This window comes from Candidatus Delongbacteria bacterium, from assembly GCA_020634015.1.
Lineage (GTDB): Bacteria > CAIWAD01 > CAIWAD01 > CAIWAD01 > CAIWAD01 > JACKCN01.
On record JACKCN010000001.1, the window covers coordinates 732466 to 750621 of the forward strand.

The following is an 18156-nucleotide window of genomic DNA, read 5'->3' on the forward strand; positions in this document are numbered from 1 at the left end:
GGATGGAGACCGAGATGCCCCCGACCCCCGAACTGCTGGCCTTCTGGCCGGAACTGGAATGGATCCAGGATACTGACCTGCGCGAGCGCACGGCGCGCTGCTGGCAATTGGCTCTGGACCGCGGCCCGCTGAGCATGCAGGATCTGAACACGATTCCCTTCACCCTCAAGCACCCCACGGATGTGACCTTCATGGAGCACAAGCGCTGCGTGGTGCACATCGCGCGGGAATCGGCCAAAGCGATGATCGCCTTCATGGGCAAGAGCCTGCCGATCGATCTGGACACCGTGATCGCCGGTGCGATCCTGGCCGATGTGGGCAAGCTGCTGGAGTACGAGCTGAACGCCGAGGGCCAGTGCGTGCAGAGCGCGCGTGGCAAGTACCTGCGCCATCCCTTCACGGGGGTCTCGCTCTGCATGGAATGCGGAGTGCCCGACGCCGTGTCGCACATCGTGGCGGTGCACGCCGGTGAGGGCGAGATGGTGGCCCGCAGCGTGGAAGGTTACATCGTGCATCACGCCGACTTCATGAGCTTTGACCCCTTCGTCAAGCGATTGAAACTGTAGACATGAATACACTGCAAACAGACCCGATCGAAGTGGATCAGGTCCGGCGCACGAGGAGACCCAGATGCTGATCTCTCTGGCCCTGGTGGCCGCTGGTGTGCTGTTGCTGGTGGCGGGTGGTGAATCCCTGCTGCGCGGCGCCGTGGGTCTGGCCACACTGCTGCGGCTGACTCCGGCGATCATCGGTCTCACGGTGGTGGCGGCGGGCACCTCGGTGCCCGAGCTGGCGGTGAGCGCGATGGCCGCGTGGAAAGGTCAGGCCGACATCGCGGTGGCCAATGTGATTGGCAGCAACATCTTCAACATCACGGTGATCCTGGGCCTGTGCGTACTAATTCGGCCCCTGCAGATCACGGGCAATACCATCAAGCTGGAGTACCCGGTGCTGGCGCTGGTCAGCCTGCTCTGTCTGGCACTGGCCCAGGACGGCTCGATCAATGCTCTGGATGCCGTGCTGCTGCTCTCGATCTATGTGGGCTTCACCGCTTTCATGGTCAGTCTGGTGCGCGGTCAGGTCAATGCCGCCGAGGCGGCCGGGCTGACCGAGGAAGTCAAAGCCCTCTCGGCCAGCTCCCCGGCCCGTCCCCTGCTCTCCGTGGGGCTGGTGGTGGCGGGAGCGGCCCTGCTGGCGGGCGGCGCTCAGTTGACCGTCACCGGCGCCGTGGGGCTGGCGCGTCTGCTGGGCTGGTCGGAACGCGTGATCGGTCTGACCATCGTCTCGGCGGGCACGGGTCTGCCCGAGGTGATGGCCTCGCTGGTCTCGAGCATCCGCGGGCGCAGCGACATGGCCATCGGCAATGTGATCGGCTCCAACCTCTTCAACATCCTGGGCGCGCTGGGAATCTGCGCCCTGTTCTCTCCCCTGCCCGTCGAGGCCACCCTGATCTCCTTCGATGGCTGGTGGATGCTGGGCCTGACCCTGCTGCTGTTCCCCCTGATGTACACGAAACTGCGCATCGATCGCTGGGAAGGCGGGGTGCTGCTGGTGGGCTATCTGAGCTATCTGGGGCTGGTGCTGACGGCGGCCTGAGCGGACCACTCCATGACTGTGACACAGAACGGGCGCACATCGTTGATGTGCGCCCGTTTCGTGAACATCCCCTGGCGGATGGGTTCAGGGTTGGTAGGTTGGGGCCGTCCAGCCCGAAGCGCCGGGGAAGCCCGCTCCGCCGCCGCCCAGCGAGGTTGGCGGCATGATGAACGAGCTGCCTGAATGCGCCACCCCGGTGCCCAGCATCAGCAGCCCCACGGCAGGTCCGCCGGCACCGCCACCTCCCGCACCTCCAGAGCCTCCGGTGCCTCCACTTCCGCCGCGTGCCCCATTGCCTCCATCATCCTGCTCATTGGAACCTCCGTAGGGACCGCCATTCCCGTACCATCCGCCTGGGTGGCCCGTTCCACCGACTCCGCCGGCCCCTCCATTGCCTCCGCTTCCAGGCTGGAAGGTACACTCCAGAAACTCGGTATTCTGAGCCTGCCCGATGTAGACGGCGAATGTACCGCCACCGCCCTGGCCCGCGCCTCCGCCCTGACCGGGTGTTCCGCCCGTGCCACCACCACCGCCCGAGCTTCCGAAACTGTCACACGCGGTGGTGCCGCCACCACCGCCTCCACCACCACCACCGCCACCGCCCGGCTGGCCCGCGGTTCCCGGGTTGCCGGATCCGGTCAGGAAACCAACGGTGGTGAAGCCGGAATTGACGACGGACTGCCCGATGCCGGGAGTTCCGAAGGCTCCAGCGCCCCCATGTGAACCGGCCTGGCCCGGATGCCCGGACGATCCTCCCTGACCTCCGCTGCCACCATTGGGGCCCGAACCCGACACTCCCGAACTGCCCGACCCGCTGCCGTGGCCAGCATTCCCACCGCGGCCCCCGGAGTAGACACCAGTGGCGATTCCTCCCAGACCACCCGGAGGCCGGTTGCAGTTGTCACAGAAGATGCCGTCATCCTCACAGCCGGGCACTCCCGAATTGCCGGCGTCGAAGATCGATGGACCGTTCGCCCCCGCCGCCCCCGGAACTCCGCTGCCGGCCGGCCCCGTGCGGAAGCTGCAGTTGTCGAAGGTCACACCATCCAGATCGCGCAGAAATGCCCCGTAGCAGGACCCGCCGCTGCCCGTGTGATTCGTGCCGTTGAAGGTCAGGTTGTAGAGCTGGCACTGCACGACCTGGATTCCCTGCAGGGCGCTGTTGCCCGCTGGATTGCTGAATTGTGTCACAGTCTGCGGATCGCATTCGCTGAAGTCCTCGTCGAACCCCCCACGCACCAGCAGGTCGCTGCGCAGATCCGCCGCCTGCGCATAATTGCCCCTCTGCACGTAGATCAGATTGCGTTGAGGAGTGAACTGGACCATGTCCATGGCATGCTGCAGGGTTTCCAACGGGGATCCCGGGGAGCCGTCGTTGGCGTCCGAACCCCCGGGAGCCACATGCCAGGCCCGGTCGACATTCCAGCTCCAGCCAAGAGCGACCAGCAGCGTGTCCGCTTCGCCGCAGGGGTCGCTGACGATCAGGGTGGCCACCAGACTGTCGGGCAGCTCGGGCAGGTCCAGCTGCACGGCCAGCTGGTCGAACTCGCCGAAGCCGGGCACGCTCCAGTGCACCGACAGCGAATCGCCATCCGGGTCGCTCGAGGGACTGGCGTCCAGTGTGACACTTTCGAGCCCGAAGGACTGCAGGGGATTCTGTACCACGGCAGCCACGGGCTTCGCGCTGGTGTAGACCCGGAAGAATCCCAGCTCTCCGTCCGCGGGCAGACTGACGTGCAGGCGTCCATCTTCCAGAGTGGTGGCGGGATCATCAATGATCACGAAGCCGCTCCAGGCATCCTGGGACGTGGCCAGGGACCAGCAGGGTCCGGAGTCGGGCCAACTCAGGTCCAGCAGGCCATCCTCGTAGACCAGCTGCAGATCGGAAATCGTTGCACGATCGGCCTCGTCCACGGGCAATCGCTCGATGGCCTGCGCCAGAAGGGGCGCAATGGCCAGCAGCAGCGCACAGGTCGCGGCTCGGTGTCTGAATCGAGTGGAATGGATCATCGGGCGGGTCTCCTTGCTTGCGAATCCTGGCCGCTGGGTGTTCCGGGAGCGGAGCCCAGCGCTTGGAACCGGGGGTTCCGTTCGTGGTGTGGACTGAGTGCGTCCGGGCTGGTGGACATGCCCGTGAGGACGCTGCGGCTGTGCCGTGTGGTGCTTGAAGACGCACACACTCCGGCACTTCCGCGCGGTGTCGCAATCCGTGTCAGCCTGTGTGGGGCGAGCCGTGTATCTCGTGGGCAGGGCATGAAGTAGGCATTTGAACCGCAGCCAGAAAAGCGATTCCCGCAGGAACCGCGCATCCCGGGCCCGGCTCAGATGCACGAAACCGGGGCAAATGCACTCTTGCAATCAGCGCTTCAACTCTTGAAAAACAAGCAGTTGACTCGGGCACGCTCTTTGCTTTGCCGCCCAGGATCACTCGCCCCGGACAGGCGAAAACAAGGAGCTCTCATGCCGCATGCAAGGTCCTTCCATCCGATCCGCTGGAGGCAGCCCCTGATTCTGCTGCTTTTCCTGTGGATCTCCGTCTCCCCCGCAATGGCCCAGGACTCCCACCAGATTCTGGTGCAGCGCTCGGATGGCACACCGGTTGCCAGCGTCGCGGGCATGGAAGTCCGTGGTTATGCCGGCAGCAGCTGGCGCGAGACCGGCACCTTCGAGGGGCAGGGTCTGTTCAGTTTCCTGGATCCCGCGGTGACGACGGCTCGGATCATCCTCAATGGCATCAGCTCGGACAGCGTTCCGCTGGGTCAATCGGCCCAGCTGGTGGACTTCGCGGTGCAGGTGCTCAAGAGCCCGCAGGCGGGTGGCGGCGGGCGCAACGTCAACGAGGTGCGGCTCTATCAGGGCAGCACCTGGCGCGCGAATCTGGCCCAGAGCGGCGCCGCGGGTGAGTATCACATCGATGTGGTGGACGGGGTGGACCTGCGCGCCCATGTGATCAAGGATGGACTGGGACAGTTCACCGATGCGGTACGGCCCGGGGACTCGGAGGCCATCGACATCCAGTTCCAGCTGGTGGACTTCGCGGTGCAGGTGCTCAGAAGCCCGCAGGCGGGTGGCGGCGGGCGCAACGTCAACGAGGTGCGGCTCTATCAGGGCAGCACCTGGCGCGCGAATCTGGCCCAGAGCGGCGCTGCGGGTGAGTATCACATCGATGTGGTGGACGGGATTGACCTGCGCGCCCATGTGATCAAGGATGGACTGGGACAGTTCACCGAGTCGGTACGGCCCGTGGATTCGGACGCCATCGACACCCAGTTCCAGCTGGTGGACTTCGCGGTGCAGGTGCTCAAGAGTCCGCAGGCGGGTGGCGGCGGGCGCAACGTCAACGAAGTGCGGCTCTACCAGGGCAGCACGTGGCGCGCCAATCTGGCCCAGATCGGCGCTGCGGGTGAGTATCACATCGATGTGGTGGACGGGGTGGACCTGCGCGCCCATGTGATCAAGGATGGACTGGGGCAGTTCACCGATGCCGTGCGGCCCGTGGATTCGGACGCCATCGACACCCAGTTCCAGCTGGTGGACTTCGCGGTGCAGGTGCTCAAGAGTCCGCAGGCGGGTGGCGGCGGGCGCAACGTCAACGAGGTGCGGCTCTATCAGGGCAGCACGTGGCGCGCCAATCTGGCCCAGATCGGCGCTGCGGGTGAGTATCACATCGATGTGGTGGACGGGGTGGACCTGCGCGCCCATGTGATCAAGGATGGACTGGGGCAGTTCACCGATGCCGTGCGGCCCGTGGATTCGGACGCCATCGACACCCAGTTCCAGCTGGTGGACTTCGCGGTGCAGGTGCTCAAGAGTACGCAGGCGGGTGGCGGCGGGCGCAACGTCAACGAGGTGCGGCTCTATCAGGGCAGCACCTGGCGCGCGAATCTGACCCAGAGCGGCGCTGCGGGTGAGTATCACATCGATGTGGTGGACGGGGTGGACCTGCGCGCCCATGTGATCAAGGATGGACTGGGGCAGTTCACCGAGTCGATTCGGCCGGTGGACTCGGAGGCCATCGACATCCAGTTCCAGCTGGTGGACTTCGCGGTGCAGGTGCTCAAGAGTCCGCAGGCGGGAGGCGACGGGCGCAACGTCAACGAGGTGCGGCTCTATCAGGGCAGCACCTGGCGCGCCAATCTGGCCCAGAGCGGCGCTGCGGGTGAGTATCACATCGATGTGGTGGACGGGGTGGACCTGCGGGCGTACTGCATTCTCGAAGGCCTGGGGGCCTTTGGCTCGACCGTGCGTCCGGCTGACTCCGCGGAGCAGGATGACACGATGCAGCTGGTGGACTTCTTCATCGCGCTGGACAGTCAGGATTGCCAGGCCGTACCGCTCTCCGAGGTGCGCCTCTATCAGGGAAACACCTGGCGTGGAAACTTCTCCTTCGCCTCGCCGGTGCGGGAACTGCACCATGATGTGGTGCCCGGCGTCGAAGTGCGGGCCTGGCTCAGCCGTTCTGGCATTGGAACCTTCACCGCCGCGTGTACTCCAGGTACGCGGGCGGACCAGCCGGACCTGATCCTGGCCGCCCCCACGGTGCGTTTCGATCCGCTGGATGGGGCATCACAGGCTCGGCTGTATGAAGGAAACACTCATCGGATGACCCTGAACCGCGCACCGGAAGGAGACTTCAGTGTGGTGCTCGTGGAAGGCATGTCCGGACTGCGATTCTGGATTTCCTCGGCCTTCAGTCCCGAATTCGCCGTGTCCACCCAGTCCGGCATTCTGGCCGATGACGGCACCAGCCTGGTCCAGTCCACCGTGGACACCTGCTGGGAACCAAACGACGATGTGGCGGCCACCGTGCTCACCGACCTGGTGGCCTCGCCCGGCGCCACAGGGCTGATCGAGTTGAGCTGGACCCTGCTGGATGGGCACTCCTTCGTGTTGTTCCACCTGCAGCGCGACGGAACTTGGCTGAACACGAGCATTCCGGTGGCAGCGGGCATCCGCGAGTACCGCTTCGTCGATCCGGAGCCCGCGGTGGGCCTTGTGTCCTGGCGTATCTGGGGCGAAGAACTGGACGGCACTCAACAGCTGCTGGCCGAATTGACCAGTCAGGCGCTGCCCGAGAGCTTCGAGCTGCTGGGGGCCTGGCCCAATCCCTTCAACCCGGACACTCGGCTGCGGCTGAGTCTGGATCGTGAGCGCGACATCCAGCTTTCGGTGTACAACCTGCAGGGGGCCTTGGTGAGCGAGCTGTATCGTGGCATTCTGCCCGCGGGCATGCACGAGGTCACCTTCAGCGGCACCGGTCTTTCCAGCGGCGTCTACCTGGTGCGACTGCAGTCGGGCGACGCTCAGCGCAGCATGAAGGTGATGCTGGTGAAGTAGCACCGCTCGCCGGCAAACTCGGGCCCTGCCGAGCATGGGCGGGTGCTCTGCCGGGCGGGTTCGCAGCGCGGCTCAGCTCTCAATCGGCCCTCTGTCATCTTCAGTGACAGGGGGCCTTTCTTCTTTGCCCTGCCCGATCCGTGTGACACCGGAAGTCACGGCGAGGCAGTGGAATCCCGCCACCGACCATGTGGCTCAACACCCCACCCCGGATGGCTGGTATCAACCACTGTGGGGAAATGCCCCAGTTGGATTCTGCCAAGTCCTTGAAAATCAACGGATGATTTTTGGTCCGAGACTTGCCAGTGACGAAGCAGCGCCAGGTGGTGCGGTTTCAAGCGGGGGATGGATCATGTTGCGACTTACGACGTCAACCAGCAATTGCCCCAAGGGACTGGTCATGCCCTTGATCCTGTTGCTGATCTGGATCCTGCTGGCTCCCATCACGTTCGCGGGTGATCACGCTCTACCGGCAGAGACGGCGCCGGCCAGCACTGCGCTGGATGCACCCGATTCCCGTGTGAATGACACGCTGTCGATCGTGGAGTATCGGGCCGCCTGCTGGAATCAGCCTGCCAGCCTGGAGCTGACTCTGGGCCAGGAACGCGGAGTGCGGCTGGAGCTCTGGGGCCAGCGCGTTGGATCACGCCGGGTCATCGATGCGGGAAAGTTGAAAGCCGGACAGCACTCGCTGGCGCTGCCGACCGTCTGCGCGGTGGGCGAGCTGATGACCGTGAAAGTGCATTCCGAAGGCATGGTGCGTTGCATGAAAGTGCTCACACTGGACTAGGAGCACGTTTGGTGGGGGGCCAGGCGTTCTTCGAATTCAGGAGGCAGTGAGTACGAATTCAGATGACCGGCAGTCCTCGGACGCCGGTCATCTGCTTTCTGAACGGTCCCGCGCCAGACTGTTGAGCTGGTGACTGAGATTCATGATGCCCACCGAGAGATTCTCGTTCTGCACGACCACGCCGTCGGGCACGATCACATTCTCGGGGCTGAAGTTCCAGATGCCCTTGATGCCCGCCTCCACCAGAATGTCGCACACCTGCTGCGCCACCTGATGCGGCACGCAGATGATGCCCAGCTCGATGGACTGCTCGGCGATGAACGTGCTCATCTTCTCCATGGCCATCACCTCGATGCCGCGCAGACGCAGTCCGATCAGCTTGGGATTGGTGTCGAAGATTCCGCGCAGGTACAGATTGAAACGTTCGAAATCCTGGTAGTTGGCCAGGGCCTGCCCCAGATTGCCCGCCCCCACCAGCACCATGTGTTGGCCTTCCTGCAGATACAGCACATCACGCAGGCGCTCCTGCAGGACACGCGTATCGTACTTGCGCCCCTGGCGACCGAAGCCCCCGAGGGTGAAGAAGTCCTGTCGCAGCTGGGTCGCCTTGATTCCGATGATGCGTGCCATCTCGGCCGAGCTGATTTCCGTGCGGTCCTCGGGGAGATTGCAGAGAAAATTCAGGTAACGGGCGAAGCGCAGCACGGTGAATGGCGGGATGCGCTGGGGCACTGTACTGCGTGTCGGCAAGGTGTCCGGTTCCGGTTTGAGTGAAGGTTGTGTCGATTCTGGGTGCGGGGCAAAGCTGTTAATATCCTCACAGGAAGGCAAGCTTGAACACCTTGTCTGTAAATCGTGGCAGATTCGTGGGTGGCTCCGGGGGCGACTCGGTGGGTGGCTCCGGGCCAGGCTGGATGCCTGACTCCGGGGGTAACTCGTTGGGTGGTTCGGTGGGTGGCTCGGTGGGAGACTCGTCGGGTGGCTCCGTGGGTGGCTCGGTGGGTGGCTCCTGGGTGGCACCGGGCCGGGCAGGATGCCTGGCTCGGGGGAGTGGATCGGTGGGTGGCTCCGATGGGTGGCTCCGGGGCGGGGCAGGATAGCTGACTCGATGGGTGGCTCCGTGGGTGGCTCCGTGAGTGGCTCGGTGGGAGACTCGGTGGGTGGCTACGGGGCCGGGCAGGTTGCCTGGCTCCGTGGGTGGCACCGGGCCGGGCAGGATGCCTGGCTCCGGGAGTGGATCGGTGGGTGGCTCGATGGGTGGCTCCGGGGCCGGGCAGGGTGCCTGGCTCCGTGGGTGGCTCCGCGCCGGGCAGGATGCCTGGCTCCGGGAGTGGATCGGCGGGTGGCTCGATGGGTGGCTCCGGGGCGGGTCAGGATAGCTGACTCGTTGGGTGGCTCCGTGGGAGTCTCCGTGGGTGGCTCCGTGGGTGGCTCCGGGGCGGGGCAGGATAGCTGACTCGTTGGGTGGCTCCGCGCCGGGCAGGATGCCTGGCTCCGGTCCGGATGGCGCGGCCCCCCTGAGGCATGAAAAAGAAAGAGGGCGAACCCGAATCGGATTCGCCCCCAGGAACGTCAGGCAGTCAGGATCACTGGGCCAGCTGGCCAGCCAGCCAGGCCTTGAGATTGGCCATGGGAATGCGCTCCTGCTGCAGGCTGTCGCGGTGGCGCACGGTGGCACAGTGGTCTTCCTTGCTGTCGTAGTCCACCGTGATGCACCAGGGTGTGCCCACCTCGTCCATTCGGCGATACCGGCGACCAATGGCCCCGCTCTGGTCGAAGAAGACATTCCAGTTGCCGCTGAGCTCACGATGCAGCTGTTCGGCCATCTCGCCAATGCCGTCCTTCTTCATCAGGGGCAGCACGGCGGCCTTGATCGGGGCCAGTCGCGGGTGGAAGCGCAGCACGATGCGTTCCTCGTCCTCCACCACATCCTCCTGATAGGCGTCGCAGAGGAATGTCAACAGGGTGCGGTTCAGCCCCGAAGAGGTTTCAATGATATAGGGCAGATAGCGCTCGCCGCGCCCCGAGTCGATGTAGTCCATCTTCTTGCCGCTGTGCTCGGCATGACGGCGCAGGTCGAAATCGGTGCGGTTGTGGATGCCCTCGATCTCGTTCCAGCCGAAGGGGAACTGGTATTCCACATCCCAGGCGTCCTTGGCGTAGTGCGCCAGTTCGCCGGGGCCATGCTGGTGCAGGCGAAGGTTCTCGGGCTTGATGCCCAGGCGCTTGTAATACTCCAGACGCTCGTTCTTCCAGCTCTCCATCTCCTCCGTGTCCGTCCCCGGTTTCACGAAATACTGCATTTCCATCTGCTCGAATTCGCAGGTACGGAAGATGAAGTTGCCCGGCTTGATCTCGTTGCGGAAAGCCTTGCCGATCTGGGCAATGCCGAAGGGCACCTGGAGACGGGCCGAACTCTGCACGTTGAGATAGTTCACATAAATGCCCTGGGCCGTCTCGGGGCGGATGTAGACCTGGTTGGCCGTGTCTTCCAGCGGTCCCATGTGGGTCTTGAACATCAGGTTGAAATTGCGCGGCTCGGTGAGTTCACCGCCACAACTGGGGCAGGTGCCGTCGTTGTCGGCGGGCAGCTGGTCGGCGCGGAAACGGCTGCGGCACTTCTTGCAGTCGACCAGGGGATCCACGAAACCATCGACGTGGCCGGAGGCCTGCCAGACTTCGGGACGCATCAGGATCGACGCGTCGATGCCCGCGATGTTGGAGTGACGGCGGGTCATCTCCGTCCACCACTCGTGCGAGATGTTGTTCTTCAGTTCCACGCCCAGGGGGCCGTAGTCCCAGCATGAGGCCAGTCCGCCATAGATTTCGCTGGACTGGAAGATGAAGCCCCTGCGTTTGCACAGGCTCACCAGCTTGGCCATGGTGTCGTTGGCCATCGGTTTTTCCGCCATGATTCTCCCGGTTTGATCGCCCTGATATCGGCAGTCGGGCCGTCTTGATTCGCTTTGGAGTCTGTCGAACCTGGGGGTTGTGACGGATTTCCCGTTCACAGGAGACAAGTCCGACCGACTTCTAGAGTCCGGCGCAGGCTTCCAGACTGCCCAGACCGCGCCAGTGTTCCAGATGCTGCTGCAGCAACTCGTCCAGCAGACTGCCCAGCGCCGCCCGGGTCTCCCGCGTGATCTCGCGCGTGGTCACATCCTCGCGTCTGCTGCTTGCCAGAAAATGCAGAACCCGCACCAGGCGCGGGCTCAGGGGACGTTCGGGGCCAGGCCCCGTGCATTCCGGGCAGCGCAGACCGCCACCCAGGCGCTCCAGACTGGTACCCGGCAGCCGGGCGAAGCCTTCCACCTCGCGCCCGCAGCCGGCGCAGCGGGACAGGTCGATGTAGTACCCGGACCGCCCCAGCAGATAGAGCAGGAACCAATATAGGGCGTTCACCGGGTGCGGGCAATTTCCCGCCACGTCGGCCAGACAGCGCACGGACGCATCGAACAGCCCTTCGTCGGCATGCCCGGGCAACTGACTGTGGTCCAGTGCTTCGCAGATCGCGCTGTAACTCACCAGTCGGGAGTAATCGTCGCGCACTCCGCGAAAATCCTCGAGCACCGAGGCTTCCTTGAACAACTGCAGATCGCGGCCGACGCGGTGGTAATACAGGACCTCCACCAGCTGCCCCGTCTGCAGCACGGACAGCAGGGGCGATCCGGAGCGGCGCGCTCCCTTGACCAACAGGGTCAGGGCACCTTCCTCGCGGGTGAAGAAGCGTTCGACGAGACTTGTGTCACCAAAGGGAATGCCCCGCAGCACCAGCGCCCGGCAGCGCCTCATCGACATGGTTCAGGCCCCCAGAGGCGCCTGGCCCGACAGCTCACGCAGCCTGGCGTAGGGAAAGATCCCCGTGCCGTGGCCATCGCCAAAGGTGAACTGCAGGGCATAATTGCCCACCCGGACCAGGCTGCGGCAGCCCAGCTCCTCGGACACCTTCAGCGGATCCAGCAACTGGCGACCGGTGATCTCGTCCACGCAGCTGGCACAGTGACAGGCTCGCCTGAGTTCAGCCCAGGAGTACACGCTTTCCAGGCCGTCGCTCCAGACGATGGCCAGATGGGTGGGCGTGGGATAGAGGATGTCGCGGATCGGGTCCTTCAACGGATTCTCCAGATTGGATCACAGAAACAGGTTGACCAGCCCCAGGTACAGCGTGACACCAAGGATGTCGTTGCTGGTGGTGATGAAGGGGCCGGTGGCGATGGCCGGGTCGATGTTGAAGCGTTTGAGCACGATGGGCATGGTACCGCCCACCACCGAGGCCTGCAGAATCACGCTCATCAGGCTCAGGCCCACCACCTCGGCGTCGCGCACATTGCCGAAGACAGTGATCACCACCACGGCAAGTATCAGCGCACAGACCAGGCCGGCCATCAGGCTGACCTTCATTTCCTTCCAGAGCCGGTGCCAGAGATCGCCGGTCTGCAGCTCGCCGGTGGCCAGACCGCGCACCACCACCGTGCTGGACTGGATGCCCGCGTTGCCGCCCATGCCCATCACGATGGGCACGAAATACACCGACTGCATGCTGCGGCTGAGAGTGGCTCCGAACGCGCTCATCACGCCCGCCGCGCACATCCCGCCACAGAGCCCCAGCAGCAGCCAGGGCAGACGCTCGCGCACGATCACCAGGCTGCTGCGTTCGAGCACTTCCTCGTCGGTACCCGAGATACGCGCGATGTCCTCGGCCGCCTCCTCCTCGACGATGTCGTACACATCGTCCATGGTGACACGGCCCACCAGCACGCCGTTCTGGTCGACAACGGGAATCGAGACCAGGTCGTACTTGATGGCCAGGCTGGCCACGTGCTCCTGGTCCATGTCCACGGGAACCCGCAGGATCTCGGTGTCCATCAGTTCGCCCATCCGCCGGTCGCGGCGCGCCAGCAGCAGGTTCTGCAGACTGACATTGCCCAGCAGGCGCCCGTCCTGGTCCACCACGAACACCGAGTAGACGTCGTTGATGTCGCGGCTGCTGGCCAGTTCGCGGATCTTGCCGATGGCCGCGTCCACCAGGGTATCATCGGTGACCGAGACGAACTCGCGGGCCATCACGCCACCCGCCGTGTCCTCGCCGTGCACCAGCAGCGATTCCACGTCCTCGCGCAGTTCCTGGTCCAGACTCTGGAGCACCGTATCGGCGCGCTCCTCGTCCTGATCGCGCAGGGTCTGCATCACGTCGGCGGCGTCGTCGGACTCCATCTCGCCAATGATTTCGCCCAGGTCCCGGTTGGGAAGCTGGTCAATCAGCGCTTCCTGGAGTCCTTCGTCCAGTTCGGTGAAGACTTCGCCGCGCAGCTCGCCGTCCATGGAGAGGAACAGCGCCAGCGCAGCCTCGCGGTCCACCCGGTTCATCAACTGGGCCAGGTCGGCGGCGTGATTGTTTTCCACCAGTTCGCGCAGGGCGAGCTCGTCCAGCTCGTCAAGCTGGATCCCGGTCAGGGCGGAGCCGCTCGTATCACGCAGGTCGCTCATCCGCGGGCCTCGACGACCAGGTTGGCCAGTTGGGTGAATTCGAGGGGACTCAACTGTTCGGGCCGCCGCTCAAGCCAGTCCAGACCAGGCTGGCTCAGAAAGCCCTCGGGCAGCAGGTCGGCCAGGGGCAACAGGCTGTTGCGCAGCATCTTGCGGCGCTGATTGAAGGCCGCGCGCACCACCTTGCGAAAGAGTTCCCAGTCCGTGATCTGGTAGCGCGGTGCGGGCAGCGGGCGAAAACGCAGGATCGACGAGGTGACCTTGGGGCGCGGGTAAAAGGCGTTGGGCGGCACATCCAGCAGGATGCGCACATCACAGAGCATGTAGGCCAGCACCGAGAGCACGCCGTAGACCTTGGTGCCGTGGGTGCTGCAGATCCTGTCGCCCACTTCCTTCTGGATCATGATGTCGAAACTGGTGATCCGGGCGTGCGCACCGGAGTCGGCCTGACAGGCGCGGATTTCGTCCAGCACGCGTCCGATGATGCTGCTGGTGATGTGATACGGCAAGTTTCCGATCACGCGCACCGGCTGTCCGGCCAGCACCTCGGAGAGGGGATACTTGAGAAAGTCCTGGTGCACCAGTTCCAGATTGGCGGATCCCGCGAAGCGCTCGCCCAGATATTCCACCATGCGGTCGTCGATCTCGACCGCGATCAGACGGCCGCAGGTCTTGAGCAGCTCGTTGGTGAGCACGCCCTTGCCCGGGCCGATCTCGAGCACCGTGTCCTGAGGTTCCAGCCCGAAGGCGTTGACGATGCGCTGGATCCACCAGGGATCACTGAGAAAGTTCTGGCCCAGGCTGCGCTTGGGGTCCAGGCTCTTGTAGGACTTCGAACTCACGCCGGCTCCTGTCCCGAGAGCGGTTCCGCCACAAGGGGCAGACGGAACAGCCGCACCGCATTGGCGCTGGTGATGCGGGCCACCTCCTCAACGGAGCGGCCCAGCAGTTCGGCGATGGTGGCGGCACTGTCGGCCACGCACGCGGGTTCGTTGCGCCGGCCCCGCAAGCGCTGGGGCGGCATGAAGGGCGAATCGGTCTCCAGCAGGATCCGTTCGAGGGGCAGCCCGAGCACCACCTCGTGCTGGTTGCGTTTGGGGTAGGTCACGAAACAGGGGAAACTGATGTGAAAGCCCAGCTCCACCAGCTCGAGCGCCGTGTCCAGATCGTAGGAATAACAGTGCATCACGCCGCCGACAGCGCCGGCTCCCTCTTCGCGCAGGATGCGCACCGTTTCGTCACGCGCGTCCCGGGAATGGATCACCAGCGGCAGGGCGCGCTCGCGGGCCAGCCTCACCATCGCCCGGAAGCAAGCTTCCTGGTTGGGCACCAGGGCGTACTCGCGAAAATTGTCCAGCCCCACTTCGCCGATCGCCACCACGCGCGGGTGCCGGGAGAGCTCGTCCACCCGGGCCAGCATCTCGGGAGTGAATTCATCGGCCGCCTGGGGATGGATGCCCACCGCGAACCAGATCCGCGGATGCCCGTCCAGCAGCCTGAACCCGCGTTCGATGGTCTCGGCGTTGAAGCACACCTGAATCACCGCCTCAAGGCCCGCCTGCCAGGCTCGCTCGAGCATGGCCTCGCGGTCTTCGTCGAAGGAGGGAAAGTCCAGATGGGCGTGGCTGTCGATCAACATGCGGGCGGGTCCTGTTCTTCGGTGTTGCTGCGGGGGATTCCGGCGCTGGCTGGCGAATATAGGAATAGAAGAGCCGGGAGCCGGTTCGCATGGGTGTCAAAGGGACTGGACACCCAAGGGTGACGATTCGGCCCGCGGGGGAATCCACAGGAACCCGCGCCGCTCGCCGCCCGTTTCGCCCGCTTCGGCAACCAGTTCAGGCAGGAGAAGCAGATGCCCCAGGCAACACCCAGGGAAAAACTGATCGCGGCGGGGCCGGCGGCGCTGAGCCTGCCCGAGCTGATCGCGGTGATCCTCAGCGCGGGCACGCGCAAGGAATCGGTCTTCGAAATCGGGCGGCGCATCGCCGAGGAGTACGGGGTGCGCTCGATATCCGCGCTGGGCAGCGTGCATGAGATGATGGGTGCCTACGGCATCGGCCGCGCCCGGGCCTGCCAGCTTTCCGCGGCCCTGGAGCTGGGGCGCCGGCTGTTCGACCCGGGCAGCGGCGAGTTTCCCGTGTTGCGCAACCCGAGGGACACGGCCCGCTATCTGGACGGCATGGCGCGCCTCAGTCGCGAGCAGTTCCGCTGTCTTTACCTGAACACCGTGAACCGGGTGATCCGCGACGAGATCATCAGCATCGGCAGCCTCAACGCCAGCCTCGTGCATCCGCGCGAAGTCTTTCACTACGCCATTCACTACAGCGCGGCCAGCCTGCTGCTGGCGCACAACCACCCGGGCGGCAGCCTGGAACCCAGCCGCGAGGACCTGCAGCTGACCCGACAATTGCTGGCGGTCAGCCGTGTGATGGGGATTCCCATTCTGGACCACCTGATCATCGGCCCCACCGGCTGGTTCAGTTTTCAGGAGCATGGCCTGCTGACCGAAGCCCCGGGCCTTTGAGGGGTCTGCTTGGCCATTTGACGGGGAACTGTATTCTTTGCCCGGTACGCGCCAATCCGAATCATCCGGCAGGAAGACCATCACCGGGAGTTCCGTGCAGAATCCACTGCAATCGACCATCCAGTCCATCCGAGGTGGTGTGAGCCTGGGCGACACGCCCCCACACGGTCATGGCTTCGGCACCGCACCGGTCTTCCTGGCCGCCATCAGCACGATTCTGGGCGCGGTGATGTTCCTGCGCTTCGGCTATGCCGTGGGCAACGTGGGCCTCTTCGGCACGCTGATGATCATTCTCATCGGCCATGCCATCACCATTCCCACCGCGCTGGCGGTCGCTGAAATCGCCACCAACCTCAAAGTGGAAGGCGGGGGCGAGTACTTCATCATCAGCCGCTCATTCGGTACCACCATCGGCGCCGCCATCGGCATCTCGCTCTACTTCTCCCAGGCCGTCTCGGTCGCGTTCTACACCATCGCCTTCGCCGAAGCCTTCAGACCGATCTTTCCCTGGATCGAGTCGCTCACCGGTTTCACCCCCGACCCGCGCATGTTCAGCCTGCCCGCCGTGCTCTGCCTGGTGGCCCTGATGCTCACCAAGGGCGCCGATGTGGGCGTGAAGGCGCTCTGGGGCGTGGTGAGCGTGCTGGCCGTGTCTCTGGTGATGTTCTTCCTCGGCGGTCCCGTGGATGGCTACGTGCCCTCCGGCGTGGTCACGGCACCCGCCTCGGGCACCCCGGTCAGTTTCGCCATCGTGTTCGCGATCTGCTTTCCGGCCTTCACGGGCATGACCGCCGGAGTGGGCCTTTCCGGCGATCTGAAGGACCCGCGGCGCTCGATCCCGCTGGGCACCATTTCGGCGGCGCTGGTGGGCATGCTGGTCTATGTGCTGGTGGCGCTCAAACTGTATTACAGCGCGTCCCCCGCGGACCTTTCCAGCGACCAGCTGATCATGGCGCGCATCGCGCTCTGGGGGCCGATCATTCCCATCGGCCTGGCCGCCGCCACGCTCTCCTCCGCCGTGGGGTCCATCCTGGTGGCGCCCCGTACTCTGCAGGCGTTGGCCGCCGACCGGGCCTTTCCGCTGGGCAACGGCTTCCTCAGCAAGGGCCGGGGACACGCCCACGAACCGGTGAACGCCACCCTGATCACCGCCGTGATCGCGGTGATTTTCGTGGCCATCGGCGACGTCAACTTCGTGGCCCAGATCATCAGCATGTTCTTCATGGTGACCTACGGAGCGCTCTGCGGCGTCTCGTTCATGGAACACTTCGCCGCCAGCCCCTCCTACCGGCCCTCCTTCCGCTCGCGCTGGTACCTCTCGCTGCTGGGCTCGATCCTCTGTTTCGTGATGATGTTCCAGATGAGCTCGCTCTACGCCAGCTTCGCGCTGTTGATCATGCTGGTGATGTATGTGGGCATGCTGCGCACCAACAAGGAAGCACGGGGCCTGGCGGCGCTGTTCCAGGGAGCCAGTTTCCAGCTCACCCGCTGGCTGCAGATCTTTCTGCAGAAGAGTCAGCCCAGCGCGGCCACCGCCGACTGGCGCCCCTCGTTCATTGCGATCTCGCGTCACACGCTGGACCGGCTGGCACCCTTCGAGCTGTTGCGCTGGATCTCGCACAAACACGGCTTCGGCACCTTCCTGCACTATGTTGAGGGCTATCTCTCGCGCCAGAAGGTCGAAGAGGCCCGTGGCCTGCTGCGCCGGCTGATTTCCCAGACCGAAGCCAGCGGCGCGGGCATTTTCGTGGACACGATGATTTCGCCTTCGTTCACCACGGCGCTGGCCCAGGCGATTCAGATGCCGGGTGTCTCCGGCCTGGACAACAACAGCGTGCTCTTCGAGTTCTACGGCAATCAGGGAGGCGAGCTGGAGGAAGTGGTGGCGGGATGCACCCTGGCCGGCGGACTGGGCTACAATGTGGCCGTGCTCAGTTCCTCGCAGCACAACTTCGGCTACAAGCGCAAGCTGCACGTCTGGCTCACACGCGATGATGAGTTGAACGAGAACCTGATGATCCTGCTGGCCTACATCATCCTGGGACACCCGGACTGGAAACACGCGGCGATCACGATCTTCGCCACCTTCCCGTCTCACGAGTTGACCACACACGTGGAAAAGCTGAATCACCGCATCGCCACGGGCCGCCTGCCGATTCCCGCACGCAACGTGCAGGCGCTGCCTTCCGACGACGCGTCGTCCTTCCACACCCTGATGAGCACCTACTCCCGCGACGCCGACCTGATCCTGCTCGGTTTCCAGCAGGACGTGCTCAAGAACAAAGGCACCCAGCTCTTCACCGAACTGGATCTGGGGAAGGACATCCTCTTCGTCAACGCCAATCAGGCAATCACCATCAGCTGATCGCCGTCAGAAGCCGTCTCGATGGGCGCCATGCAGAAACGCCGACAGCGCACGCCC

General features: G+C 64.6%; 14 protein-coding genes. 6 read left to right on the forward strand and 8 right to left on the reverse strand.

Features of this window, described 5'->3' with window-relative positions; genetic code table 11:
* Positions 1 to 2 precede the first annotated feature (2 nt).
* On the forward strand, positions 3 to 566 hold the full coding sequence (locus H6678_03010) for an HDIG domain-containing protein (protein ID MCB9472761.1): 564 nt from the start codon (positions 3 to 5) through the stop codon (positions 564 to 566).
* A gap of 64 nt (positions 567 to 630) precedes the next feature.
* The gene (locus H6678_03015; protein MCB9472762.1) at positions 631 to 1596 is read left to right on the forward strand and encodes a calcium/sodium antiporter; all 966 of its coding nucleotides are present in this window, start codon (positions 631 to 633) and stop codon (positions 1594 to 1596) included.
* 84 nt (positions 1597 to 1680) lie between these two features.
* Here H6678_03015 and H6678_03020 read toward each other — a convergent pair whose 3' ends face one another.
* A complete protein-coding gene (locus H6678_03020; protein MCB9472763.1) occupies positions 1681 to 3606 on the reverse strand; it encodes a hypothetical protein in 1926 nt (641 codons plus the stop codon).
* 450 nt (positions 3607 to 4056) lie between these two features.
* Here H6678_03020 and H6678_03025 point away from each other — a divergent pair, with 450 nt between their 5' ends.
* Together H6678_03025 and H6678_03030 are read left to right on the forward strand one after the other, a co-directional pair.
* Complete coding sequence (locus tag H6678_03025) at positions 4057 to 6933, forward strand: T9SS type A sorting domain-containing protein (protein MCB9472764.1); 2877 nt, start codon at positions 4057 to 4059, stop codon at positions 6931 to 6933.
* Positions 6934 to 7285: 352 nt separating this feature from the next.
* Positions 7286 to 7723, forward strand: coding sequence for a hypothetical protein (locus tag H6678_03030; protein ID MCB9472765.1), 438 nt, complete (start codon positions 7286 to 7288; stop codon positions 7721 to 7723).
* An 87-nt stretch (positions 7724 to 7810) separates the two neighbouring features.
* Here H6678_03030 and H6678_03035 read toward each other — a convergent pair whose 3' ends face one another.
* From H6678_03035 to H6678_03065, 7 genes are all read right to left on the reverse strand, one after another.
* Positions 7811 to 8473, reverse strand: coding sequence for a redox-sensing transcriptional repressor Rex (locus tag H6678_03035; GenBank protein ID MCB9472766.1), 663 nt, complete (start codon positions 8471 to 8473; stop codon positions 7811 to 7813).
* Positions 8474 to 9309: 836 nt separating this feature from the next.
* The gene (locus tag H6678_03040) at positions 9310 to 10620 is read right to left on the reverse strand and encodes a glycine--tRNA ligase (protein MCB9472767.1); all 1311 of its coding nucleotides are present in this window, start codon (positions 10618 to 10620) and stop codon (positions 9310 to 9312) included.
* A gap of 136 nt (positions 10621 to 10756) precedes the next feature.
* The gene (recO, locus tag H6678_03045) at positions 10757 to 11521 is read right to left on the reverse strand and encodes a DNA repair protein RecO (protein ID MCB9472768.1); all 765 of its coding nucleotides are present in this window, start codon (positions 11519 to 11521) and stop codon (positions 10757 to 10759) included.
* A gap of 3 nt (positions 11522 to 11524) precedes the next feature.
* A complete protein-coding gene (locus H6678_03050; GenBank protein MCB9472769.1) occupies positions 11525 to 11836 on the reverse strand; it encodes a DUF971 domain-containing protein in 312 nt (103 codons plus the stop codon).
* A gap of 18 nt (positions 11837 to 11854) precedes the next feature.
* A complete protein-coding gene (mgtE, locus tag H6678_03055; GenBank protein MCB9472770.1) occupies positions 11855 to 13210 on the reverse strand; it encodes a magnesium transporter in 1356 nt (451 codons plus the stop codon).
* Positions 13207 to 14052 (reverse strand): ribosomal RNA small subunit methyltransferase A, encoded by an 846-nt coding sequence (gene rsmA, locus H6678_03060; protein MCB9472771.1) that lies wholly within the window; start codon positions 14050 to 14052, stop codon positions 13207 to 13209. The genes mgtE and rsmA overlap by 4 nt, the downstream gene beginning before the upstream one ends.
* Entirely contained in the window at positions 14049 to 14849 is an 801-nt protein-coding gene (locus H6678_03065) for a TatD family hydrolase (protein ID MCB9472772.1), read from the reverse strand. Before H6678_03065 ends, rsmA begins: the two co-directional genes overlap by 4 nt.
* Positions 14850 to 15062: 213 nt before the next feature.
* Here H6678_03065 and radC point away from each other — a divergent pair, with 213 nt between their 5' ends.
* On the forward strand, positions 15063 to 15734 hold the full coding sequence (gene radC / locus H6678_03070; GenBank protein MCB9472773.1) for a DNA repair protein RadC: 672 nt from the start codon (positions 15063 to 15065) through the stop codon (positions 15732 to 15734).
* Positions 15735 to 15963: 229 nt separating this feature from the next.
* Positions 15964 to 18099 carry an amino acid permease gene (locus H6678_03075; protein ID MCB9472774.1) on the forward strand — a complete coding sequence of 712 codons (2136 nt, stop codon included), beginning with the start codon at positions 15964 to 15966 and terminating at the stop codon, positions 18097 to 18099.
* Positions 18100 to 18156 lie beyond the last annotated feature (57 nt).

Coding starts and splice junctions, on each gene's coding strand:
- recO (MCB9472768.1), bottom strand. CDS start 11,521: ATGTCGATGAGGCGCTGCCGGGCGCTGGTGCTGCGGGGCATTCCCTTT.
- H6678_03040 (MCB9472767.1), bottom strand. CDS start 10,620: ATGGCCAACGACACCATGGCCAAGCTGGTGAGCCTGTGCAAACGCAGG.
- H6678_03015 (MCB9472762.1), top strand. CDS start 631: ATGCTGATCTCTCTGGCCCTGGTGGCCGCTGGTGTGCTGTTGCTGGTG.
- H6678_03025 (MCB9472764.1), top strand. CDS start 4,057: ATGCCGCATGCAAGGTCCTTCCATCCGATCCGCTGGAGGCAGCCCCTG.
- H6678_03020 (MCB9472763.1), bottom strand. CDS start 3,606: ATGATCCATTCCACTCGATTCAGACACCGAGCCGCGACCTGTGCGCTG.
- H6678_03030 (MCB9472765.1), top strand. CDS start 7,286: ATGTTGCGACTTACGACGTCAACCAGCAATTGCCCCAAGGGACTGGTC.
- radC (MCB9472773.1), top strand. CDS start 15,063: ATGCCCCAGGCAACACCCAGGGAAAAACTGATCGCGGCGGGGCCGGCG.
- H6678_03010 (MCB9472761.1), top strand. CDS start 3: ATGGAGACCGAGATGCCCCCGACCCCCGAACTGCTGGCCTTCTGGCCG.
- H6678_03075 (MCB9472774.1), top strand. CDS start 15,964: ATGTTCCTGCGCTTCGGCTATGCCGTGGGCAACGTGGGCCTCTTCGGC.
- mgtE (MCB9472770.1), bottom strand. CDS start 13,210: ATGAGCGACCTGCGTGATACGAGCGGCTCCGCCCTGACCGGGATCCAG.
- H6678_03065 (MCB9472772.1), bottom strand. CDS start 14,849: ATGTTGATCGACAGCCACGCCCATCTGGACTTTCCCTCCTTCGACGAA.